This window comes from Streptomyces resistomycificus, from assembly GCF_001514265.1.
Classification (GTDB): Bacteria; Actinomycetota; Actinomycetes; order Streptomycetales; family Streptomycetaceae; genus Streptomyces; species Streptomyces resistomycificus.
The window spans coordinates 598,133-620,140 of record NZ_KQ948989.1 but is presented as its reverse complement, the minus strand read 5'-3'; the positions used below and the strand labels follow the sequence as shown (position 1 = coordinate 620,140).

19 protein-coding genes and 2 pseudogenes are annotated in these 22,008 nt (G+C 72.5%); 9 read left to right on the top strand and 12 right to left on the bottom strand.

Going from position 1 to position 22,008, the window contains the following annotated elements; genetic code table 11:
• Window positions 1–35 precede the first annotated feature (35 nt).
• On the bottom strand, window positions 36–1,070 hold the full coding sequence (locus tag AQJ84_RS07875; RefSeq protein ID WP_079022626.1) for a hypothetical protein: 1,035 nt from the start codon (window positions 1,068–1,070) through the stop codon (window positions 36–38).
• Between the two features lie 210 nt (window positions 1,071–1,280).
• Between AQJ84_RS07875 and AQJ84_RS07870 the strand changes: the two genes are divergently transcribed.
• On the top strand, window positions 1,281–3,530 hold the full coding sequence (locus AQJ84_RS07870) for a heavy metal translocating P-type ATPase (RefSeq protein WP_053190658.1): 2,250 nt from the start codon (window positions 1,281–1,283) through the stop codon (window positions 3,528–3,530).
• A gap of 45 nt (window positions 3,531–3,575) precedes the next feature.
• Here AQJ84_RS07870 and AQJ84_RS07865 read toward each other — a convergent pair whose 3' ends face one another.
• The 7 genes from AQJ84_RS07865 to AQJ84_RS07835 form a co-directional block, all read right to left on the bottom strand.
• A complete protein-coding gene (locus AQJ84_RS07865) occupies window positions 3,576–4,028 on the bottom strand; it encodes a phospholipase (RefSeq protein WP_030045095.1) in 453 nt (150 codons plus the stop codon).
• A 104-nt stretch (window positions 4,029–4,132) separates the two neighbouring features.
• Complete coding sequence (locus tag AQJ84_RS07860) at window positions 4,133–4,684, bottom strand: hypothetical protein (protein ID WP_053190656.1); 552 nt, start codon at window positions 4,682–4,684, stop codon at window positions 4,133–4,135.
• 41 nt (window positions 4,685–4,725) lie between these two features.
• A complete protein-coding gene (locus AQJ84_RS07855; RefSeq protein WP_053190654.1) occupies window positions 4,726–5,496 on the bottom strand; it encodes a cupin domain-containing protein in 771 nt (256 codons plus the stop codon).
• The gene (locus tag AQJ84_RS07850; RefSeq protein WP_053190652.1) at window positions 5,490–6,416 is read right to left on the bottom strand and encodes a DUF6807 domain-containing protein; all 927 of its coding nucleotides are present in this window, start codon (window positions 6,414–6,416) and stop codon (window positions 5,490–5,492) included. The genes AQJ84_RS07855 and AQJ84_RS07850 overlap by 7 nt, the downstream gene beginning before the upstream one ends.
• Window positions 6,413–7,528: a Gfo/Idh/MocA family protein gene (locus tag AQJ84_RS07845; protein WP_030045090.1), complete on the bottom strand. Its 1,116-nt coding sequence runs from the start codon at window positions 7,526–7,528 to the stop codon at window positions 6,413–6,415. The genes AQJ84_RS07850 and AQJ84_RS07845 overlap by 4 nt, the downstream gene beginning before the upstream one ends.
• Before the next feature lie 116 nt (window positions 7,529–7,644).
• Entirely contained in the window at window positions 7,645–8,223 is a 579-nt protein-coding gene (locus AQJ84_RS07840) for a hypothetical protein (protein WP_030045089.1), read from the bottom strand.
• Window positions 8,224–8,382: 159 nt separating this feature from the next.
• Window positions 8,383–9,159, bottom strand: a complete 777-nt coding sequence (locus AQJ84_RS07835) for a class I SAM-dependent methyltransferase (protein ID WP_053190650.1) — start codon at window positions 9,157–9,159, stop codon at window positions 8,383–8,385.
• A gap of 351 nt (window positions 9,160–9,510) precedes the next feature.
• Here AQJ84_RS07835 and AQJ84_RS45085 point away from each other — a divergent pair.
• Together AQJ84_RS45085 and AQJ84_RS44930 are read left to right on the top strand one after the other, a co-directional pair.
• Window positions 9,511–10,215 (top strand): annotated as a pseudogene (locus AQJ84_RS45085) (histidine kinase); the annotation flags it as partial.
• Between the two features lie 2 nt (window positions 10,216–10,217).
• Window positions 10,218–10,523 (top strand): annotated as a pseudogene (locus AQJ84_RS44930) (response regulator transcription factor); the annotation flags it as partial.
• A gap of 69 nt (window positions 10,524–10,592) precedes the next feature.
• Here the strand turns inward: AQJ84_RS44930 and AQJ84_RS07820 are convergent.
• Both AQJ84_RS07820 and AQJ84_RS07815 read right to left on the bottom strand, forming a co-directional pair.
• Window positions 10,593–11,336, bottom strand: coding sequence for a response regulator (locus AQJ84_RS07820; protein ID WP_051870292.1), 744 nt, complete (start codon window positions 11,334–11,336; stop codon window positions 10,593–10,595).
• 2 nt (window positions 11,337–11,338) lie between these two features.
• The gene (locus tag AQJ84_RS07815) at window positions 11,339–13,084 is read right to left on the bottom strand and encodes a sensor histidine kinase (protein ID WP_374935032.1); all 1,746 of its coding nucleotides are present in this window, start codon (window positions 13,082–13,084) and stop codon (window positions 11,339–11,341) included.
• Window positions 13,085–13,439: 355 nt separating this feature from the next.
• Between AQJ84_RS07815 and AQJ84_RS07810 the strand changes: the two genes are divergently transcribed.
• From AQJ84_RS07810 to AQJ84_RS07795, 4 genes are all read left to right on the top strand, one after another.
• Window positions 13,440–14,423 carry a Bug family tripartite tricarboxylate transporter substrate binding protein gene (locus AQJ84_RS07810; protein WP_030045080.1) on the top strand — a complete coding sequence of 328 codons (984 nt, stop codon included), beginning with the start codon at window positions 13,440–13,442 and terminating at the stop codon, window positions 14,421–14,423.
• Window positions 14,420–14,956, top strand: coding sequence for a tripartite tricarboxylate transporter TctB family protein (locus AQJ84_RS07805; protein WP_030045079.1), 537 nt, complete (start codon window positions 14,420–14,422; stop codon window positions 14,954–14,956). Before AQJ84_RS07810 ends, AQJ84_RS07805 begins: the two co-directional genes overlap by 4 nt.
• A gap of 1 nt (window position 14,957) precedes the next feature.
• Window positions 14,958–16,454, top strand: coding sequence for a tripartite tricarboxylate transporter permease (locus AQJ84_RS07800; RefSeq protein ID WP_030045078.1), 1,497 nt, complete (start codon window positions 14,958–14,960; stop codon window positions 16,452–16,454).
• 155 nt (window positions 16,455–16,609) lie between these two features.
• Window positions 16,610–17,188, top strand: a complete 579-nt coding sequence (locus AQJ84_RS07795; RefSeq protein ID WP_051870289.1) for a hypothetical protein — start codon at window positions 16,610–16,612, stop codon at window positions 17,186–17,188.
• 4 nt (window positions 17,189–17,192) lie between these two features.
• Here the strand turns inward: AQJ84_RS07795 and AQJ84_RS07790 are convergent, their stop codons facing one another.
• Window positions 17,193–17,936 (bottom strand): class E sortase, encoded by a 744-nt coding sequence (locus tag AQJ84_RS07790; RefSeq protein WP_078632433.1) that lies wholly within the window; start codon window positions 17,934–17,936, stop codon window positions 17,193–17,195.
• 342 nt (window positions 17,937–18,278) lie between these two features.
• Here AQJ84_RS07790 and AQJ84_RS07785 point away from each other — a divergent pair, with 342 nt between their 5' ends.
• Window positions 18,279–20,441 (top strand): protein kinase domain-containing protein, encoded by a 2,163-nt coding sequence (locus AQJ84_RS07785; RefSeq protein ID WP_053190648.1) that lies wholly within the window; start codon window positions 18,279–18,281, stop codon window positions 20,439–20,441.
• Between the two features lie 20 nt (window positions 20,442–20,461).
• Here AQJ84_RS07785 and AQJ84_RS07780 read toward each other — a convergent pair whose 3' ends face one another.
• Window positions 20,462–20,893, bottom strand: a complete 432-nt coding sequence (locus tag AQJ84_RS07780) for a helix-turn-helix domain-containing protein (protein ID WP_030045073.1) — start codon at window positions 20,891–20,893, stop codon at window positions 20,462–20,464.
• 75 nt (window positions 20,894–20,968) lie between these two features.
• Here AQJ84_RS07780 and AQJ84_RS07775 point away from each other — a divergent pair, with 75 nt between their 5' ends.
• Window positions 20,969–21,838 (top strand): class I SAM-dependent methyltransferase, encoded by an 870-nt coding sequence (locus AQJ84_RS07775; RefSeq protein ID WP_030045072.1) that lies wholly within the window; start codon window positions 20,969–20,971, stop codon window positions 21,836–21,838.
• The last annotated feature ends 170 nt before the right edge of the window (window positions 21,839–22,008 follow it).

Sequence of the window (22,008 nt, the reverse complement as noted above, 5' to 3'; positions counted from 1 at the left end):
GCGGAGCTGCGGCAAGTGCGGTGCCGCCCTGAGCGTCAGTGCCCGTGCGCGCCCGAAGGCTCCCGCGCGTCCGGAGACGCGTCGCTGTCCGATCCCTCGTGGCTGTCCGAGCCCTCATGGGCGTCCGAGGACTCGGGGACGGCCGTCGGTGCGCCGTCTCCCGCCGTCCCCGCCCGCACGGTGAACGCCGCGGTGTGGACCTTCCCGTCGTGCTTGAAGTCGAGGAAGAGCCGGTAGGTGCCACCGCTCGGCGCCGTGGCGGTGAACGAGACGGCCGGGCCGGGGTCGGTGGCGCCGTCGCCGGGTTCGCCGTTCGGGTGGACGTGCAGGTAGGCGAGGTCGCCGGAGCGCAGGGCCACCAGGTGGCCGTAGGCGCCGAGGTAGGGCTGGAGGTCGGTGACGGGTTCACCGTCCCGGGAGACCTTGAGGGTCAGCTCGCTCGCCCGGCCCGGGCGCAGGGCGCCGTCCAGTTCGACCTCGTAGCCGTCGGCCCGGGTGGTGGCGTCCGGCGCCGGCAGGCGCTGCGGCTCGTAGGCTCCCGAGGCCGCCAGGTCGGCGCCGAGGGTGAGGTTCTCGGCGGGCTCGCTCGCCGGGGTGAAGTCGGCGAAGACCCGGTAGCCGCCCGCGCGGGGCAGGTCGACGGGGATGCTCCAGGTGCCGTCGGCGGCACGGGTGGGGTGCAGGTGGCGGTAGGTGACCAGGTCGCGTGAGGCCACGATGAGGTGCAGTTCCTTGTCGTGTTCGCGCTGGTAGGCGGTGACCGCTCGACCGCTGTCGTCCCGGATGACGAAGCTCAGGTCCGTGGCGCGCCCGGCCGTGACCTGCGGGGTCCGCAGGTCGAGGGTGTAGCCCCGCTCGGAGATCTGCAGTCCGCCGGCGGGCTGCGACTCGTGCTCCGCGTGACCACCGCCGCCACCGGGTGACGGCGACGCCTCGCGATGACTCTCGTGCCGCGGGGGCGCGGCGCTGTCCTCCACCACGGGGTCCAGGCCCTTGCCCACGCCGTAGGCGGTGCCGAAGGTCGCGGCGAGCGCGGCGGCGAACGTGGTGATCTTCAGTCCGGCATGCATGGTCGGCTCCTCGGAGACACGGCCCCGGGCTCCGGCGAGGCCTCGATACAGCTCACGATACCCCTAGGGGGTATCAAGTCAAGCTCTGGGAGAACTTGCTCCACATACCCACTGGGGGTATACAGGAGATGGGACGCACGATACCCCCACCCCGTATCCGTGTCGACCGCGGGTCCTGGATCCGCGGCGGGGACGACCAGAGGAGCAGCGATGACCACCACCACGAGCGGCACCGGCGTCGAGACGGAGCTCGTCATCGGCGGCATGACCTGTGCCTCGTGCGCGGCGCGTGTCGAGAAGAAGCTCAACCGGATGGACGGCGTCACCGCCACCGTCAACTACGCCACCGAGAAGGCCAGGGTCAGCCACCGTGGGGACGTCCTGGTGCGGGACCTGATAGCCACCGTCGAGAAGACCGGTTACACGGCGGAGGAACCCGCGCCGCCCGAGCCCGAGAGCGACGAGAGGCCGCCGGACGACGAACTCCGGCCGCTGCGCGAGCGGTTGGTCACCGCCGTGGTGCTGGCCGTGCCCGTCATCGCGATGGCCATGGTCCCGGCCCTCCAGTTCGAGTACTGGCAGTGGCTGTCGCTGACGCTCGCGGCGCCCGTGGTGACCTACGCCGGCTGGCCCTTCCACCGGGCCGCGTTCACCAACGCCCGGCACGGCGCGGCCACGATGGACACTCTGATCTCGGTCGGCACGGCGGCCGCCTTCGGCTGGTCGCTGTGGGCGCTGTTCCTCGGGAGTGCGGGGACGCCCGGCATGACCCACCCCTTCGAGCTGACCATCGCGCGTGGCGACGGCGCCGGAAACCTCTATCTGGAGGCCGCGGCCGGCGTCACCGCCTTCATCCTGGCGGGGCGCTACTTCGAGGCCCGATCCAAGCGCAAGGCTGGCGCCGCGCTGAGGGCGCTGCTGGAACTGGGCGCGAAGGACGTGACGGTCCTCGACGGCGAGCGCGAGCGGCGCGTCCCGGTCGGCGATCTGGAGGTCGGCACCCGCTTCGTGGTCCGCCCCGGCGAGAAGATCGCCACCGACGGCACGGTCGTCGAGGGCTCGTCCGCCGTGGACGCCTCCATGCTGACCGGCGAGTCCATACCCGTGGAGGTCGGGGTCGGCGACCCGGTCGCCGGTGCGACGGTCAACGCGGGCGGTCGGCTCGTGGTGGAGGTGACCCGTGTGGGCGCCGACACCCAGCTGGCCCGGATGGCGAAGCTGGTCGAGGACGCGCAGAACGGCAAGGCCGCCGCGCAGCGGCTCGCCGACCGGATCTCGGGGGTGTTCGTGCCGGTCGTGATCGCGCTCGCGCTGGGCACCCTGGGGTTCTGGCTCGGCAACGGCGCAGACGCGGCCGAGGCGTTCACCGCGGCCGTGGCCGTGCTGATCATCGCCTGCCCGTGCGCCCTCGGGCTGGCCACGCCGACCGCGCTCCTGGTCGGCACCGGCCGCGGCGCGCAGCTCGGCATCCTCATCAAGGGCCCGGAGGTACTGGAGTCGACGCGCAAGGTCGACACCGTCGTCCTCGACAAGACGGGAACCGTGACCACCGGCCGCATGACCCTGCTGGCCGTCCACACCGCCGAGGGCACCGAAGAGGCCGAGGTCCTGCGGCTGGCGGGGGCGTTGGAGCACGCCTCCGAGCACCCGGTCGCCCGCGCGGTGGCCCGGGGAGCGCTGGAGAAGCTGGGGTCGCTGCCCGCGCCCGGGGACTTCGCGAACGTGCCCGGCCTGGGGGTGCAGGGCGTTGTCGACGGCCACGCGGTTCTCGCCGGCCGCGAACGGCTGCTCGCCGACTGGGCCATGGAACTGCCGGCCGAGCTGGGTCTGGCCAAGGAGGAGGCCGAGGCCGCCGGACGTACGGCCGTCGTCGTCGCCTGGGACGGGCAGGCGCGGGCGGTCCTGGAGATCGCCGACGCGGTGAAGGAGACCAGCGCCGAGGCGATCACGCGGCTGCGCGCCCTGGGGCTGACCCCGATCCTGCTGACCGGCGACAACCGGGCGGTGGCCGAGTCGGTGGCCCGTGAGGTCGGCGTGGCGCCCGGGGACGTCATCGCCGAGGTGCTGCCCGAGGACAAGGTCGACGTCGTCAAGAGGCTTCAGCGCGAGGGCCGTTCGGTCGCGATGGTCGGTGACGGTGTCAACGACGCGGCGGCCCTCGCCCAGGCCGATCTGGGACTGGCCATGGGGACGGGCACGGACGCCGCGATCGAGGCGGGTGACCTCACGCTGGTGCGGGGCGACCTGCGCACCGCGGCCGACGCCGTGCGGCTCGCCCGCAGGACGCTCGGCACGATCCGCTCCAACCTGTTCTGGGCCTTCGCCTACAACGTGGCCGCGCTGCCGCTCGCCGCGGCCGGACTGCTCAACCCGATGCTCGCCGGGGCGGCCATGGCCTTCTCGTCGGTGTTCGTCGTCGGCAACTCGCTGCGGCTGCGCTCGTTCCGCGCGGCGGACTGAGCAAGTGCGTCCGGTCGGGCGCAGCGCCCGACCGGACGCACTTCCTCAGCCGAAGGCCTTCACGGCCTGGTAGTACGTCCACGCCGTGCTGTTGCAGGACGTCTTCGTCCCGCCGCCGTAGCCGGCGCACACCCGCTTGAGGTCTTCGTAGAAGGCGCTGTCGAGGCGGCTCTTGTTGGCGCTGAAAACGCCCGCCGCCTTGTGGTTGCGGTAGCCGAAGTCGTGCCGGGCGCAGGACATCTGGAAGGGGAAGCCGAACGGGTTGTCCGGCGAGGAGGAGCAGTAGTCGGTGGTCCAGTCGAACGCGTACGCGCTCCAGGCGGACTGGTTCGCACGGGCCGCGGCCCAGGCGTTGTAGCTCGACGCGGTGGTCTGGGTCCAGTTGGACAGGACCTGCGGCTTGTCGGCGGGGGCGGCGTCGGCGACCGCGGCGGTGCCGACGACGGTGATCAGGGCCAGGGTCGAGGAGCCGAGAGCGGTGGCGAGTCTGCGGCGCATTCCACACCTCCATGAGACCGCGGCCCGCCCGTCGAGCCGCAGGTTCATGACAAGATGTTCGACACCCCGTCCCCCTTTTACACCGCAGGTCCCCTAATGGGCCGTCAGGTCCTGGATCTACCCGCTCCTCGGACGTCCACGGCGGTGAGCGCCAACGCCAGCGGTCCCGGGGCGAGGAAGGCCAGCGGCACCAGCGTCCAGGCGCACACGGCGGCCGTCGCCACCGCCGGCAGCACCAGGGCACACCCGCCCGGATCCGCGACGGCGTCCCGCGCGGACGCGCGCAGTGCCGCCCGCCAGTCGGTGAGGGACTCGGGGCGCGCACACGCCCGCAGACCCACCACCAGGGCGCTGGCGCCGACCGCCGCGGCCACCACCGCGAACAGCGGCGCCCCCGGCAGCCCCGCCCCCGCCAACGCGAGGTCCGCGGCGAACAGCAGCGCTCCCGCGAGGGCGACGGCCCCCGCCGCCAGGTCACCGGCCCGCAGCCGGCGCCGCAGCACCGTGAAGTACCTTCCGGCGGTGGCGGGTTGCCCCTCCCCCGCACCCCGCAGCACCGCGCACGCGCTCGACAGCGCGGCCGGGGCGGTGACCAGCGGCAGACAGGCCACCGCCGTCGCGAGGCCCACGCTCAGCATGTCGGCGAAGAGCCTCATCCGGGGTCCGAAGACCTCGCCCGGTTCCCGCGCCGGTCCTGTTACTCGGCCTGGTGCGGCAACGTGGTCCCCGGCAGCGCGTACTCGTCGCGCCGCCCGCACATGCCGAAGCCGCCGAGCCGGGTGGGCGCGGTCTCGTGTGCGGTGGCCTCGTCGAGGTACGCCGGCTCGCCCGCCGCCAGCGCGTCGAGCTGGACGCCGGTGCGTTCGGCGGTGGCCAGCGGGCCGGCCCGCCACAGCTCCCGCCAGGTCGGCACCTTGGCGCGCACCAGCCGGGCGGCGGCACGCTGGAACTCCCGGTACGGGCCGCCGTCCCCGGCGACCAGGGCTTCGCGCAGGGTCAGGTAGCCCTCGACGGCGAGGTCCCTGCGGCGCCGCGCCGCCGCCTCGGTGTCGGGCCCGGTGCCGGGCGGCAGGGTGGCCGCCGCCGCGTACCGGTCGGGGTCGGCGAGGATCTCGGCCGGGAAGGTGAAGACGGCGTCCCCGGCTTCCGGCAGACCGCTGTTCTGCATCAGCACGGTGATGCGCAGATCGCCGCCCTGGACCATACGGTGCACGGTGCCCGGCGTGAACCAGGCGACCGAACCCGGTTTCAGGGGGATGTCCCGGTAGCCGTCGGGGCTCAGTGTCTGGACCGCGCCGCTGCCTCCGGTGACGACGTACGCCTCCGTGCACACCAGGTGCAGGTGCGGGCTGCCGCCGCACACCCCGTCGGCGGCCTCCCAGTCGTACGCGCTCAGGTGGGACAGACCGACCGCGCCGGGCAGGGGGTGCGGGAGGGCGGGCTCGGCCCGCGCGGACTCGCTCACCACGACAGGCCCTCCAGGTGCTTCTCCACCCGCTCCCGGTCCCAGGCCCCGTCGGCGACGACCAGCCGGTAGCGGTACGCGAAGGACTCGCCGGGCGGCAGCTCGAACTCCTCGAAGAACGCCCAGGAGAACGCGACCGTCGGGAACGGCTGGGAACGCACGAACCAGTGCGACTCGTGGACGGCCCGCCCGGCGTCGAGGTTCTCGGGCGCGTGGGCGAAGACGAGTGTGCTGTGCGCGTCGACCTCGTCGTGCTGGGTGGTGAAGGCGAGCCAGGGGCTCTGGGTGCCCATCAGCTTGTCGGCGTCGACGTCGGCGCCCGGGGCGAAGACGGTTCCCCCGGTGAAGTCGCGCGGGCCGCGCCACTGCAGTCCGGTGTAGCCGGCCATCTCGCGGCCCGCGGTCGTGGGCGAGCCGAAGGCGAGGGGCTCGTCGCGGAGGTTGGTGAGGCGGATCGACCAGTCGAGCACCCAGGAGCCGGCCTCCTCGTCGACCGAGTGCACGGCGAGACCACGCTCCTCACGTGCCCATCGCGCGCCGCCGTTCTCCACCCAGGTGAGCTCCTCGGTGAAGGCCAGCCGGCCCTCCTCCACGGTGAACTCGGGGAAACCGTCGTGCCGCATCGAGCCGACGCGCTCGGGCAGGGGCAGATAACCCTCGCCGTGCACATAGCAGTTGCCGCCCCAGAAGTTCTGGCCGGACAGATGGCTCGCGGTCATCTGCAGGCCCTTGTGCCAGCGGTGGTCGTTCGGTCGGTACCCGGTGACGGTGCGGCCGCCGAGCGTGCGTACCGGATGGGCGTAGGGCTTGCGGGACTCGAAGGCGTCCGGGTCGGGCCGGTAGACGTAGCGGAGGATCTCGGTGCCGTCCGCCGCCTGGACCGCGATGTGTTCGCCGTGGACGTGGCTGACGCGGATGCTCATGCGCGCTCCTTGGGGGCCCAGTGGGGGTGGTCGCCGTGCATGGCCGGGTAGAACGGGTCGCCTGGTGCGATCTCCCCCGCGTGCACCGGGCTGCCGGTGAAGGCGGCCTTGTAGAGGGCGGCGGCGAACTCGAGGGTGCCACGGGCCTCGGGACCGCTGTTCGGCGGCCTGACACCGTTGTCCTGGGCATCGAGGAGGGCGCCCAGTTGCGCGGTGTGGGAGCTGGGCACGTCCGAGGCGGGGTTGCGCCAGGCCTCGGCGCGTTCGGAGGGCACATGCGGGGCCGGGGTGTAGACCCAGTCGTCGTTGCGGTGGCCGTAGAGGTGGGTGAGCTCGACCGTGGCGTCCGCGCAGTCGATCCGGAGGCGGCTCACCTCGTCCGGCGAGAGCACGCTGTTGACGACGGTGGCCAGGGCGCCGTTCTCGAACCGCACGAGAGCCGTCGAGACGTCCTCGGACTCGGTGTCGTGGACCAGGCGCGCCGCCATGGCCCGGATCTCCGACCACGGGCCGAGCAGGTGCAGCAGCAGGTCGTACTGGTGGATGCCGTGCCCCATGGTCGGGCCGCCGCCCTCGGTGGACCACTTCCCCCGCCACGGGACCGCGTAGTACGCGGCGTCGCGGTGCCAGGTGGTCTGGCAGTGCGCGACCCGAGGGGCGCCCAGCTCACCGCTCGCGATCAGCTCGCGGGCGTGCGCGGCACCGGACCCGTAGCGGTGCTGGAAGACGACGGAGGCGTAGGCACCCGAGGCCTCCTCGGCCGCCGCGATCTCGTCGTACTCGGCCAGCGACAGGGTCAGCGGCTTCTCGCACAGCACCCAGGCGCCCGCCTTCAGCGCGGCGACCGTCTGCTCCCGGTGCAGGGACGGCGGCGTGCCGATGAGGACCAGGTCGGGGCGTACGGCGTCCAGCATCGCGTCCATCGACGTGTACCCGGCGACGTCCTCGCCCGCCAGCTCCCGGAAGGCGTCGAGCCTGTCCGGGTCCACATCGACCGCGGCCACCAGCTCCACCCGGCCGGAGTGGGCTCTCAGGGCGGGCAGGTGACTGCCGCCGACGATGGCGCCGGTCCCGACGACGGCGACGCGACGGCGGGCTGGGAGCGGGGGCATGCGGTACTCCTCGGACAACTTGCGGACGCACATAGAAAGCGCTTGCCGCGTGTGAGCCTAGGCGCCCGGGTTTGTGCGGACAACCCCCTGACGACGATGAACGTCGCCGAAGGGGCTCAGCGGGGGACCTCCTCGACCTCCGCGAACCCCTCCGTCCGGCTCCAGCGCAGCCGTGTCAGCCACTGCGTGGAGACCCGTGTGAAGAGCAGCTGCCGCGAGTCGCCGTCGGCGGTGACCTTCTCCCAGCCGTCGAACTCCTTGGTGAGATCGGTGTCCCACCGGGACAGGTCCTTGCCGGTGCCGACCGCGGCGACCGATTCCATCGGCGGTTCGCCGTCCGAACAGTAGGGGCCCCAGTCCGCGATGACGGCGACCGTGTCCTCGAACGCCTTGGCCGTCATGCTCTGGCACGGGTCCGCCCTGGTCCCGTACACGACGTGCGGCTCGCTCCAGGTCGCCGATCCGGCGTCCCGGTGCCGCTCCAGGAGCCCGCGTCCGGCGGCGTACGACAGGCCCACCCGCCGGCCGTCGGCCAGCGCGACCTCCGCGTCGAACCGCACGCCCGGCGGCGACGCGCTCTTTCCGTCGGCCTCGTCCACCACTGTTCCGGGCCCCGCACAGGCCACCACGGCCTGCAGCACGCCCATCACCGCGGCCACGGCCACGGCCGGCAACCTGCCCCTGCGTACCCGCATGTTCCTCCTCGCAGCGCCGCTCCCGTGGCCCGCCGACGCCGGGATGCGACGCCCAGCAGCGTACGAGCCCCGGGCTGTTCACGGCGGCAGACACCGCCGGGGCTCGGCCGCCTGTTCACGGCGGCGGGCACCGCCGGGGCTCGGCCGCGGAAGCCTGGGTCAGGGGCCGTGGGTCACCCGGATCTTGGACTGACCGTGCGGGAGTTCCTCCCAGTCGTCCATGAAGCGGGCCCGCAGGCCGTGCCGTTCCGCCAGGGCCACCAGGGTCTCGGTGCGGTAGTAGAAGTCCTCCCTCAGGACGTGGTGCTCCTCCCTCTCCGTGCGGTCGAAGGTGAAGTCGAACCACCCGCCGGGCGCGAGCACCCGGCCGACGTGGGCGAGGCACTCCTCGATGACCGGAAGGGGCGAGTGCGAGAAGACACTGTGGGCGTGCACCACGTCGAAGTGGGCGTCGGGCAGGAACCGCAGCGTCAGGTCGCGGACCGGGGTCAGGAAGGGGAGCCGCCCGCGCAGGCCCATCTCCACGATGGTGTCCTGCGCGGCGATGAGGATGTCGGGCGAGATGTCGATGCCGTAGTAGTGCCCGGGCTCCAGGTGCCGGATGAAGCGCCAGCCGCCCCGCAGGTTGCCGCAGCCGATCTCCAGCATGCGGTGCTCGGGGCGCAGACCGTGGCCGATCAGGTAGTCGAACTGCATCGCCCCCAGCGCGAGCCACCGCTCACGGTTGCGGCTGCCGACCGCCGCGTCCGGGTCGGCCCGGGTGTCGGAGCGCATCACGGCGCGGTAGTAGGAGACGTGGTCGGGGTGGCGGTGGCGCAGCCACAGGTCTCGGGTGGCTCGGGCCAGGTGACGGGGGACGCGGTCGGGGTGGCGCAGGGCGTAGCCGATGCGGTGGCCGAGGGCGGCCCGGTTGACGGTGGGTTTCTTGGTGGCCATGGCGGGTTGCCTTCCAGGAGGGTCGGGGCGGGGGCTGGCGGGGTGGAGGCTGATCCGTGGGCTGCCGGCTCTGGGACCCAGCGTCGCTGGGTTTGGGTCGCTGCGATGTGGGCCGCTGGGGTCTCGGTCGTTGGGTCTGGGTGGCTGGTCTGGGTGGCTGCGTCGCTGGGCCCGGGTCGCTGGCCGCTCTTCGAGGGGTGGGGCCGAGTGGTCCGGGGCTGGTTCAAGTGTGGGGGCGGGAAGGCTTCGGGCGGTTCGGCCGACCGGGTGCGGTCCGGCTGAGGTTCGAGGGACGGCCGGGTCAGCCGATCGGTTGATGCGGTGCCGGGACCGAGGCGTTAGACACAGAGGATGAGACACACCGATCCGGAAGAACGCTGGCTGGGCGCAGTCGTTCACGGCGCGTTCTTCCTGCTGCTCGGCTCCTCGTTCACCCGTTTCCTGACCCGCGACCACGGCGGGGCGCACACCGGCTGGGTGGTGGGACTCTTCGCGGGCTTCTGCCTGGTGTACGTCCTGGGGCACTTCCTGGCTCCGGCCCCGAGCCCCGGCTCGCCGCCCACCACACGTCATCTGGTGTGGCTGGGCTCGGTGTCCGCCGTGTGGATCGTCCTGCTGGTACTCGCACCGAGCGCCACCTGGTGCGCGATGCCACTGCTGTTCACCGGTCTGCACGCCCTGCCCCCGCGCATCGCGGTGCCGGTGGCCGCCGTGCTCACCGCGCTGGTCGTCGCCTCCGAAGTCCGCGTCAGTGAGGGCTCGCTGAACCCCAACATGGTCGTCGCCCCGCCGGCCCTCGCCGCGGTCGCCACCGCCGTGATGGTGCATCTGCAGCGTCAGGGGGCCAGGCAGCGTGTCCTGATCGAGGATTTGGTCCGTGCCCGTCACGAACTCGCGGTCACCGAACGGCGGGCGGGCGTCCTCGCGGAACGCCAGCGGCTCTCCGGCGAGATCCACGACACCCTCGCGCAGGGGCTGTCCAGCCAGCGGATGCTCCTCCTGGCCGCCGGACGTGTCTGGGACACGGACCCGGACGCGGCCCGCGAGCATGTCCGCTGGCGGAGCAGCCCGACGAACTGTTCACCGCGATCCGCGACGCGGCGTCCGGCCGCACGGCCCTGTCCGCCCCGGTGGCCGACCGGCTGATGACCCGGCTACGCAGCCCGCGCCCCACCCTCTCCGCGCGCGAGCACGAGATCCTGGGCCAGCTCGCGCGGGGGCTCGGCAACCGGGAGATCACACGCGCTTTGTTCATCAGCGAGGCGGCGGTCAAGACCCGTCTCGGGCGGATCTACGGCAAGTTGGGCGTGGAGACGAGGTCCGGCGCCGTGGCGGTCGCCAAGGAGAGGCGGCTGCTGCCGTGAGGGCCGGACGCATGGGCCCACCGGCGTACGGCCCCCTCCCGCTTCGGCGAACCCGCGCCGTCCGGCGGGTCAGACGCGGGCCTCGTCCCCCGGGCGCAGTCCGGCGGGCCGTCCCCGGAACCGGTAGCGGCGTTCGGGCCTGCCCGTCGACCCGTAGCGGAGGGACACCTCGGCGTTGCCGACCGAGTGGAAGTGCTCCAGGTAGCGGCGGGCGCTGACGCGGGAGACACCGGCGAGGGTGGCGCACTCGGCGGCGGAGAGGGAACCCTCCGCGCCACGGAGCGTGCGCTCGATGAGCTCGGCGGTCTCCACGCTCATGCCCTTGGGCAGCGTTCCGGTGGCCGACGTCGGTACGGCCGCGCCCGCCAGCACCCGGTCGACGTCGGCCTGGCTGCGCACCACGGCGGCGAGCAGCCTGCCGCGTTGGACGGCGTAACGTTCCAGCCGGACGCGCAGGTCCTCGAAGTCGAACGGCTTCAGGAGGTAGTCGACCACGCCGTGCCGGGCGGCGCCGCGTACCGTGTCCGCCTCCCGTGCCGCGCTGATGACCATGACGTCGCAGTCGTGGCCCGCGGTGCGCAGCCTGGGGATGACGTCCAGGCCGAAGAGGTCCGGCAGATACAGGTCGAGCAGGACGAGGTCCGGACGCAGGGTGTCGACGGCCCGCGCGGCCTGTTCGCCGGAGTGGGCCACGCCGACGACCCGGAACGGCTCGACCCGTTCGACGAAGGTGCGGTGGACCCTGGCAACCATGAAGTCGTCGTCGACGACGAGCACGTCGATCGTGTCGGCCGGGCCGGGCGTACCGGTCATCGTCATCGTGGTGCTCCTTCCGCCACCGCGTCGGTGAGGTGGCTGACGGTCATGCGTGCGGTGAACACGGCCCCGTCCGGGGTGTTGGTCACCGAGATCTCACCCCCGTGACGCTCGCAGACCAGCCGGGTGAGCGCCAGACCGATGCCGCGCTCGCCTTCGCGGGCGGCCTTGGTGGTGAAGCCGTGCACGAACACCTCCCGGGCGAGTTCGGGCGCGACGCCGGGCCCCGAGTCGCGGACCACGATCTCCACACTTGAGGCGTCCTGACGCAGCTCGACCTCGACCCAGGCGTCGTCGGCGCCTGCCCCGTCCGAAGCCGAGGCCGAGGCCGGGACCGAGCCCGAAGCGGAGGCCGGGACCGAGCCCGAGCCCGAAGCGGAGGCCGGGACCGAGGCCGAGGCCGAAGCGGCGGCCGCGTCCACGGCGTTGTCGACCAGGTTGCCGACCACGGTCGCCACGTCGGCGGCGTCCTCCGGGGTGAGCCGGTCGAGTGCGGTGCGGTCCGAGATCCGCAGGCTGACCCTGCGCTCGGCGGCCAGGGAGGACTTCGCCATGAGCAGGGCGGCGACGGCCGTGTCACGGACCCGGCGGCTGAGCGAGACGTCCAGTGACTGGCGGCGCCGGCTGAGCGCCCGGATGTAGCGCACGACCTCGTCCTGCTCGCCGATCTGGATCAGCCCGGAGATGGTGTGCAGCTGGTTGGCGAACTCGTGGGCCTGGGCGCGCAGCAGTTCGGAGGAGCTGCGGAACGAGCCGATCTCACGTTCCAGCCGGGCCAGTTCGGTTCGGTCGCGCAGCGTGGTGACGGAGCCGAGCGGGCGACCGTCCTTGGTGACCGTCATCCGGTTCATCACCAGCACCCGGCCGTGCCGGACGACGACCTCGTCACGGCGGGCGTCGCCCGGGCCGCCCCGCTCGCCCGCCAGCACGTCCCGCAGCCGCCCCTCGACGCCGAGTTCGGCGAGGCTGTGGCCCACGCAGTCCTCGGGCAGACCGAGCAGCCGTCGGCCCATCGCGTTGACCAGGGTGAGCCTCAGCTGCGGGTCGAGCGCGATCACGCCCTCGGCGATGCCGTACAGCATCGCCTCCCGGTGCTCGGCGAGCCCCGCGATCTCGCGCGGTTCCAGCCCGAGGGTCTGCCGTTTGACGCGCCGCGCCAGCAGCCAGGAGCCGGCCACGCCGATTCCGCTGGCGATGCCCAGGTAGGCGAGGAGGTAGGAGGAGGCGCCGCTGAGACGCTGCCACACCGTCGGATCCGCCTCGCCGATCATCACGGTGCCCAAATGCTGTCCCAGGTGCTCCTGCGTGGCACCGAGCACGGGCACCTGGGCGACGAGTTCACGGCCGCCGTCCACCGTCAGCGCACCGGACCAGCCCCGCCCCTCCTCCGCGCCCCCGCCGAGGGTCAGCCGGGCGCCGATCGCCGTGGGGTTGGTGGAGCTGACGATCCGGCCGTCGGCGTCGGCGACGGTCACCGAGGTGACCCCGGACTGGGTCTGCGTGGAGTTCACCAGCGCGGCCAAAGCCTCCTGCGGCGCGGGCCGTGGCAGCTGGCTGCGCACCAGCGGGTTGGCGGCCAGCTGCTCGGCCAGCGCGACCACACGCCGGCCCTCGACCCGGTCGAAGGTCGCCCCGGACTGGGCGAGGGAGACCGCGGCGACGGCCAGCAGCACCATCACGACGATGGCGAGCTGGAGCACCAGCATCTCCCCCGCGAGGGTCTGACGACGGAAAACGGCCACCACGGGCGCCATCATGGCGCCCGTCCGCCGCCGGGGAAAGACGCCTGCGGCCGTCAGCGACGCCGGTGACCGAGGGGGCCTGCCGGTGACCGGCCGACGGGCGGCTGCCGGTGACCGACCGGCGGGGGCCCGCCGGGGGCTTGGCACTGACCTGTCGTGGCTGGCACTGACCTGCCGGGGCTCTCCACTGACGTGCAGGGGCTTGCCGCTGACCTGCCGTTGGCCACAAAGACCACAACCTCCGTTGCTTCCGCAAGCGGGACAGATCGTCGCCCTGGGGGCAGCATGTGGCCCACATCACCCTCCCCCCACAGGGCCTACCCGCATCTCATCGACGTACCGACAGGTGGTGGCACTCGTGCGTCTGCGCACTCCCCTCGCCCTGCTCGGGGCCGCCGTGCTCGTGCTCGTGGGACCTCCGCTGCTCACGGGCGGCAGTGGGTCCGAGACCGGCACACAGATCCCGGGCCTGCGCCTCATGGTCCCCAACACGCCCGGTGGCGGCTACGACATCACGGCCCGGACGGCTGCGAAGAACGCCGAGGACGCCGGGCTCACACACAACATCGAGGTGTTCAACCTGCCCGGCGCCGGCGGCACCGTGGGTCTGAGCCGGCTGGTGAGCGAGCACGGCAACGGCAAGCTCGCCATGTCCATGGGCCTCGGTGTGGTGGGCGCCGTCCGTTCCAACGACGCGCCGAAGACGCTGGCCGACACCACCCCGATCGCCCGGCTCACCGAGGAGCAGGACGTCGTGGTGGTCGCCAAGGACTCGCCGTACAAGACGATCGACGAGCTGGTCGGCGCCTGGAAGAAGGATCCCGGCAAGCTGCCGGTGGGCGGCGGGTCGTCGCCCGGCGGGCCCGACCACCTCGCCCCGATGCTGATGGCCGAGGCCGCCGGCATCGCGCCGAAGCAGGTCAACTACATCCCCTTCGACGGCGGCGGCGAACTGCTCGCCTCGATCCTCGGCAGCAAGGTCGCCTTCGGGGTGTCCGGGGTCGGCGAGTACCTCGACCAGATCAAGGCGGGCGAGCTGCGGGTGCTCGCGGTGACCGGCCCCGAGCGCGTGGCGGAGCTGGACGCGCCCACGCTCAGGGAGTCCGGCTACGACGTCGACTTCACCAACTGGCGTGGCATCGTCGCCCCGCCCGGCCTGTCCGAGGCGGAACGCGACAAGCTCACCCGGCTGATCGAGGAACTGCACGACTCGCCGGAGTGGCAGAAGTCGATGAAGCAGAACGGCTGGGACGACGCGTTCCTCACCGGCGAGAAGTTCGGCGACTTCCTGGAGGCCCAGGACAAGCGCGTGGTTTCGGTGCTGAAGGAGCTGGGACTGTGACGACACAGACCGACACCCCGGCGGCGGAGACGGCCGATCGCCGTTCCTGGCTGCGCGAGCACTCCGAACTCGGCGTCTGCGTCCTGCTGTTGGCGCTCGGCGTGCTGGTCCTGACCGACGCGCTCACCATGGACGTGGACATCACCCAGCGCGGCCCGGTCGGGCCCAGGACCGTGCCGGTCGTGGTCGGCGTCGGACTGCTCGTGGTCGCCGCCCTGCTCGCCATGGACGTACTGCGCGGAGGGCGCGGCCAGGCCGAGACCGGCGAGGACGTCGACCTGTCCGAACCGGCCGACTGGCGTACGGTCCTGCTGCTCACCGGGGTCTTCCTCGGCGCGGCCGTCCTCATCGAACCCGTCGGCTTCCCGGTCGCGGGCGCCCTGCTGTTCTGGGGAGCCGCCTTCGCGCTCGGCAGCCGTCGCCTCGACCGTGACCCGCTCATCGCGGCCGTCCTCTCCCTCGCCACCTACGCGGTCTTCAACAACCTGCTCGGGGTACCGCTGCCCGGCGGCCCGCTGATGGGAGTGCTGTGACATGGACGCCCTCAACTCCCTGATGGACGGCTTCGGTACGGCCCTCACCCCGGTGAACCTGCTGTGGGCGGCCCTCGGTGTGCTGCTCGGCACCGCGATCGGCGTGCTGCCCGGCATCGGGCCCGCCATGGCGGTGGCGCTGTTGCTGCCGGTGACGTACGGCCTCAACCCCATCGCCGCGTTCATCATGTTCGCGGGCATCTACTACGGCGCGATGTTCGGCGGTTCGACCACCTCCATCCTGCTCAACACCCCCGGTGAGAGCGCTGCCGTGGTCGCCGCCATGGAGGGCAACCCGATGGCCAAGGCGGGGCGGGGCGCGCAGGCGCTCGCGGCGGCCGCCATCGGTCACTTCGCGGGCGGTCTGATCGGCACGATCCTGCTGGTCGCGCTGGCGCCGACGGTCGCCGACCTCGCGGTCGACATCGGCGCGCAGGACTACTTCGCCATCATGGTGCTGGCGTTCATCGCGGTGACGTCGGTGCTGGGTTCCTCCCGGATCCGGGGCCTGGCCTCCCTGCTGATCGGTCTGACGATCGGCCTGGTGGGCCTCGACCAGATGACCGGGCAGCAGCGCCTGACCTTCGGCTCCCTCCAACTCGCCGACGGCGTCGACGTGGTGATCGTGGCGGTGGGTCTCTTCGCGATCGGCGAGGCCCTGTGGGTGGCGGCGCACCTGCGGCGCAGTCCGGGCGAGCCGATCCCGGTGGGCCGGCCGTGGCTGGGCCGCACCGATGTGCGGCGTACCTGGAAGTCGTGGCTGCGCGGGCCGTTCATCGGCTTCCCGTTCGGCGCGATCCCGGCGGGCGGCGCGGAGATCCCCACCTTCCTGTCGTACGTCGCGGAGAAGCGCCTCTCCAAGCACAAGGAAGAGTTCGGCAAGGGCGCCATCGAGGGCGTCGCGGGACCGGAGTCGGCGGCGTCGGCCTCGGCGGCGGGCACGCTGGTGTCCATGCTGACCCTGGGCCTGCCGACGACGGCGGTCGCGGCCGTCATGCTGGCGGCCTTCCAGCAGTACGGCATCCAGCCGGGCCCGCTGCTCTTCGAGCGGGAACCCGATCTGGTCTGGGGCCTGATCGCCTCGCTCTTCGTCGGCATGGTGCTGCTGCTCGCGCTCAACCTGCCGCTGGCACCGGTGTGGGCGAAGCTGCTGCGCATCCCCCGGCCGTATCTGTACGCGGGCATCCTCTTCTTCGCGGCGGTCGGTGCGTACGCGGTCGGCGGCGAGGTCGTCGACCTGGTGATCCTCCTGGTCATCGGCCTGATCGGGTTCGGCATGCGGCGCTACGGTCTGCCGGTCCTGCCCGCCGTGATCGGCGTCATCCTCGGTCCGAACGCCGAACAGCAGCTGCGGAGGGCCCTGCAGATCAGCGACGGGAGTGTCAGCGGGCTGGTCGACACGCCGTTCGCGGTGACCGTGTACGCGGTGATCGTGGTGCTGCTGGCCTGGCCGTGGGTGAGGAAGCTCGTGGGGCGGCGCGCCGGCGCGGACGCCTGACGCGGGGGCCGGGGTGCGGAACGTCCGTGCGTTTGGCACCCCGGCATTCCGTCTCCGTCCCGGGGCTCGGTGGGCGGCTGTCTTCAGCGGGCCGGAACGGACGGTTCCGTGGTACGGACAGGCAAGTCGCAACGATCGAGCGGGTGAGGGGCGCTGTGTCCGTCAGAGGAACGGCCGCGGTGGCGGCGCTGGTGTGCACGGTCGGCGTGTCGGCTCTGGTCGGCTGCACCGACGGGAGCGACGGGGGCGCGGCGGAGCCGGAGGTGAGCGCCGCGACGACGTCCGCCGGCTCCTTGGCACCCTTGCCCTCCGCCTCGGTGTCCCTGCCCCCGCCCGCGCCCACGCCCTCCGTGTCCCGCTCTCCTTCCGGAAGCCCGTCGCCCGTGCCCGTCACCGGCCCCGACCAGAAGCTGGTCACCCTGACCGTCAGCGGCGGCGTCGCAGGCGTCGACCGACAGCTGATCCTCCGCGGCGACAGCACCGTCCACACCGGCGACAGGGGCGAACCCCAGGTGCGCGAGGTCGGCGCGGACCGGTTCAGGGAGGTGCGCACGCTGCTCGCGGATCCGGCGCTCGACGAGGTCCCGGCGGTCACGAGGGACAAGGGCGCGCGGGACCTGTTCCAGTACACGCTGAGCTTCGAGGGCCGCACGGTGATCACGGACCGTTCCTCCGACCGGCCCGCCCTCGACCGGCTCATCGACGCCCTGAGTGAATGGCTGCCCGAGCGGTGAGCCCTCAGGGGCTGCTCGACGCTGTCCGCGAGGAGACCAGTACGCCGATCTTGTCGGCGCGGTGTTCGGGGTTGCCCCTGTCGTCACGCCAGAAGTTCCCGGCCGCGTTGTCCTCGGGGGTCAGGCAGGTGGAGAGGGTGATCATGGCTTCGCTGGGCTGTCTGCCCGGATGCCCCGGGACCTCCGCCCGCTGTTCGGCCAGCGAGTCGGCCGAGCGGAAGGAGGTCTTTCTGGACTCGGTGATCACGTACTCGTAGACGGTCCCGCCCGCCGTCACCTGGACACGGGCGCCCTCCTCCAGCTCCGGGAGCAGGCGCAGTGGGCCGCCCGCGGAGAGGCGGTGGGCCGTGACGAGGTAGTTGCCGACTTCGCCGGGGCCGACGCCGCCCTGCTCGCCGTAGGGGCTCGCGGCGAGGCCGCGGTCCTGGATACGGGTGCCCGGCGCGTCGTCCGTCGTGCCCTCGTAGGGAACGACCTGCAGGTTCTTCACGCCGATCGCCGGGATGGTGAGCTGAGCGGTCTCGGTCCGGGGGTCGGTCCTGTCGGGAGTGGGCTGCGAGGAAGTCGAAGCGGGCGTCGCGGCGGCCGAGGGGGCGGAGGTGGCGGAGGGCACGGAACTCGTCATGGACGTCATCGCGCCCTGTGGGGTGACGGGCTCCTGAGTCGCTCCGCCGCCCGTGGAGCAGCCGACGAGCAGGGCGACGCCGACTCCGGCGAGGGCGGTGGGGAAGGCGCGGGAACGGGGCATGGCATTCGAGTCCGGATCCGGGCTGGTGGCCGGGGAGCCGCGTCGCGGGACGCGGCGAGTGGCTCCTACACAGGGGGAACGACCGGCGCCGACCGACTGTTCCCGGCGGAGCGGACGAGGGCCGGCTCCCTCCCTGCCCGGGGCCGGTCCGAACCGGAAGGGATGTCCGAAAAGCGGCGTCCCGGACCGGCACACGTCGTCGATCATGGCAGCCTCCCCAGAGCGTGGCCGGGATGTTCTCCACAGGGGAGAAGGCCCGGGAGGCCGGGCACTAGAGTGAGCTGTCCCTGTCAGAAGGGTCGGGACCGCGACCGTCCAGGCCAGAGCGCGTGAAGGAGACTCGTGACCCTGCGCGAGAACGATCCGCAGTCCGTCGGCGGCTACCGGATCGAATCGCGGATCGGCACCGGCGGCATGGGAGTCGTCTATCTCGGCAGATCGGCCTCGGGGCGAGCCGTCGCCGTCAAGGTCGTCCACACGAGGTACGCCGACAACGCCGAGTTCCGGGCCAGGTTCCGGCAGGAGATCGCCGCCGCGCGCCGGGTCAGCGGCGCCTTCACCGCACCGGTCGTGGACGCCGACCCGGACGCGGAGCGGCCGTGGATGGCGACCGCGTTCGTCTCGGGCCGCACGCTCGCCCAGCGGGTCGACGAGTCGGGTCCGCTGGACTGGCCCGCGCTGCGCCGCCTGGGCACCGAACTCGCCGAGGCGCTGCGTGAGATCCATCGTGCGGAGGTCGTGCACCGGGACCTCAAGCCGAGCAACGTGCTCCTCCTGGAGGGCGAGGGCGACGACGGGGCGGTACGCGTCATCGACTTCGGCATCTCGCGCGCGGCCAGCAGTGACGTCCGTACCCAGACGGGCTTGGTGATGGGCTCGCCGCCCTTCATGGCGCCGGAGCAGTTCAGCCGCCCTCGTGACGTCGGCCCCGCCGTGGACGTCTTCTCGCTGGGCGCGGTCCTCGTGTACGCGGCCACCGGGCGCAGCCCGTTCGAGGCGGACAACGCCTATCTCGCCGCGTACAACACCGTGCACAGCGAGCCCGAGATGGGTGAACTGCCGGAGGCGCTGCGCCCGTTGGTGGCGGCCTGTCTGGCGAAGGAACCGGCGGACCGGCCGACGTCGAGCGAGGCTCTGGAAGCGCTGACCGGGCTGCCGCAGGAGCTGTCCGAAGCGGGGGCCGGCCAGGAGCCGCCCCGGGCCCCGGTGACCGAGTCCGCGGCGACAGCGGCGTTGCGGTCCGAGGACGCCGGAGCGGCGAAACCAAGACGCCGCCTGAGACGGCTGCGAACCGCTCTGGTCGGGGCGGTCGTCCTGGGTGTGGCGGGGGCCGTCGCGGTCACCATGGTGGACGACGAGCCGGCGAGTCAGGTCGCCGAGGTCGAGCAGGCCGGGCCGCAGGCGACGTCCCGTGGCGCGACGCCGCCGGGCTGGAAGCCGTGGCAGAACACGCTGAAGTCGGACGACGCGGACGAGGAGCAGATGTTCCTCGGTCCGGCGTGTACACCCGACGCGCTCGGCGTCTTCTGCGCGTCCCCCGAGGTTGCCCTGACACGGCTGAGCCCCGCGACGGGCGAGGTCGACTGGACGAAGCCCAGGAGCCGGACGAACGGCGTCAGCTTCTCGCTGGGCGAGCCGGTCGTCCACGAGGGTGTGGTGTTCGTCGGCAGCGCGGACGGCTCCGGGGGCGTGGACGCCTTCGACGGCCGGACCGGGAAGCGGCTGTGGCATCTGGAGGGCCCGGTCGCCGAGTTCGAGTACCTGGGCGGGGTGGTGCTCGTACGGCTGGACGACCTCGCGCGCTCCGACGCTCGCTACGCGGCGTACGAACCGCGCACCGGCGAGGAACTGTGGCAGCGCCGGCTGGCCTCCGAGTCGGCGAGCCCCTTCTACGGCGGCACCGAGGGAACCCTCTACGCCGACCTGCGCGGCGGCTCCGGCAAAATCGCCCGTGTCGACGCACGCACCGGCAGGACACTGGGCAGCGTGGACGCCCCGAAGGGCGACCTGTGGCTGGCCACGGTGCAGGACGACACGGCGTACTACGCGCGCTGGGAGGACGACACCGGCGTCTCCGCCGCTTTCTTCATCCAGGATCTCGGCAGTGGGAAGACCCGACGGATCGACTTCCCCTGGAGTGTCGAGCCGGAGGCAGCGCCGCTGGTGCGCGGCGACACCATGTACCTCTTCGACTACGGCAACGAGACCCTCCTCGCCCTGGACCTGAAGCGCGGGAAGCCGCTGTGGACCAGCTCGCGCGAGCTGCGTGTCTTCAGCGAACCCGCCTACCACGAGGGCCGGTTGTACGTCACGATGCCGGACACCGGCATCCTGGCTCTCGACGCGCGCACCGGCAAGGAGATCGGCCGCACCGAGCCGTCCTTCGACACCCAGGGGCGCTCCTTCGAGGAGCTGACGCCGGCCTCGGTGCCGCCGCTGCGCGTGGGTGGCGTCCTGTACGGGGTCAGCGAGCCGGGGATCTTCTCGGTGGCCGACGTTCCCTGAGCGCGGCCCGCACGGCGGGTTCACGGTGGCCGGGGAGCCCTTTTCCGCGGCGCTTTGACCACGCCCGCCGTGGCGGCCCTGAGCAGTCGGCGGAAGGTGGAGCATTCCATGTGGCTCGGCGCGGGACAGGCGGCGGCGTGCCGCAGGGAGTCCCGCAGGACGCCCAGTTCACGGATCCTGTCGTCCAGTTCGTCCGCTTTGGTCTTGAGGAGCCGCCGGTCGATGCGGGGCTGTCCGTCGGGCGCGAACATGCGCGCGATCTCGTCGAGGGAGAACCCGGCGGTACGCCCCAGCGCGATCAGCGCCAGGCGTTCCAGTACGGCGGGATCGTACTGACGACGCAGGCCCCGCCTGCCGGTGGAGGCGATCAGCTCCTTCTCCTCGTAGTACCGCAGTGTCGAGGCCGGAACCCCGGCGCGGTGTGCCACCTCGGCGATGTCCAGGTCTGTCATCCTCTTGACCTCAAGTCGGCTTGAAGTAGCACGCTGTCATCCCGGACCCGGAGCAGGCAAGCACAGGAGGAGAACATGGACGGCAAGCCCAGGACCGACGACGACATGGCGGCCCGCTGGAACGGTCCCGCGGGCCACGTCTGGGTCGAGGCGCAGGCGGTGTTGGACGGGATGCTCAGGCCCTTCGAGGACCTGCTGGTGGCGGAGATGTCCGCCGTGCCCGCGGGCCGCGTGCTCGACGTCGGCTGCGGCACCGGCGGCACCACGCTCGCCGTCGCCCGGCGGCTCGGTCCCGCGGGGAGCTGCGTCGGCGTCGACATCTCCGAACCGATGATCACCGCCGCCCGGGCGCGCGCCGAACGGGAGGGCACCGAGGCTTCGTTCATCCGTGCCGACGCCCAGGAGCACGCCTTCGAACCCGCCGCCTTCGACGCCGTCATGTCGCGCTTCGGCGTCATGTTCTTCAACGACTTCGTCCGGGCCTTCGCGAATCTTCGGCATGCCGCCCGGGACGGCGCCGAGCTCCGGTTCGTCACGTGGCGCGGCCCCGCGGACAATCCGTTCATGACGACGGCCGAACGCGCCGCGGCGCCGTTCCTGCCGAACCTCCCCACCCGCCGGCCGGACGAGCCGGGCCAGTTCGCCTTCGCGGACCCGGACCGGGTCCGGCACATCCTCACGGAGAGCGGGTGGGACGGGATCGGCATCCGGCCGGTCGACGTGACCTGCACGCTGCCGGAGCGGGAGCTGGTCGGATACTTCACCCGGCTCGGTCCGCTCGGCCAGGTCCTGGGCGACGCGGACGAGCAGACCCGCGCACAGGTCGTGGAAACGGTCCGCGCCGCCTTCGACCCCTTCGTGCACGGCACGGAGGTCCGCTTCACCGGGGCCTGCTGGATGGTCGCCGCCCGGGCCTCGTCGTCAGCAGCGCCCCAGGGCAGCTGAGGAGGCCGCGGACACCGGCGGCATGTACCGGCCGAGCCCGTCGAGCAGCAGCTTCGCGGCCACCGCGAACCCGTCGGTCTCGTCGGGGTCGAAAGGTCTGCCCGGTCAGGCGAAAGTTTCGCGTGACCGGGCAGACCTTTCGCGAGCGCCCGCGACTGACGCATAGTGAG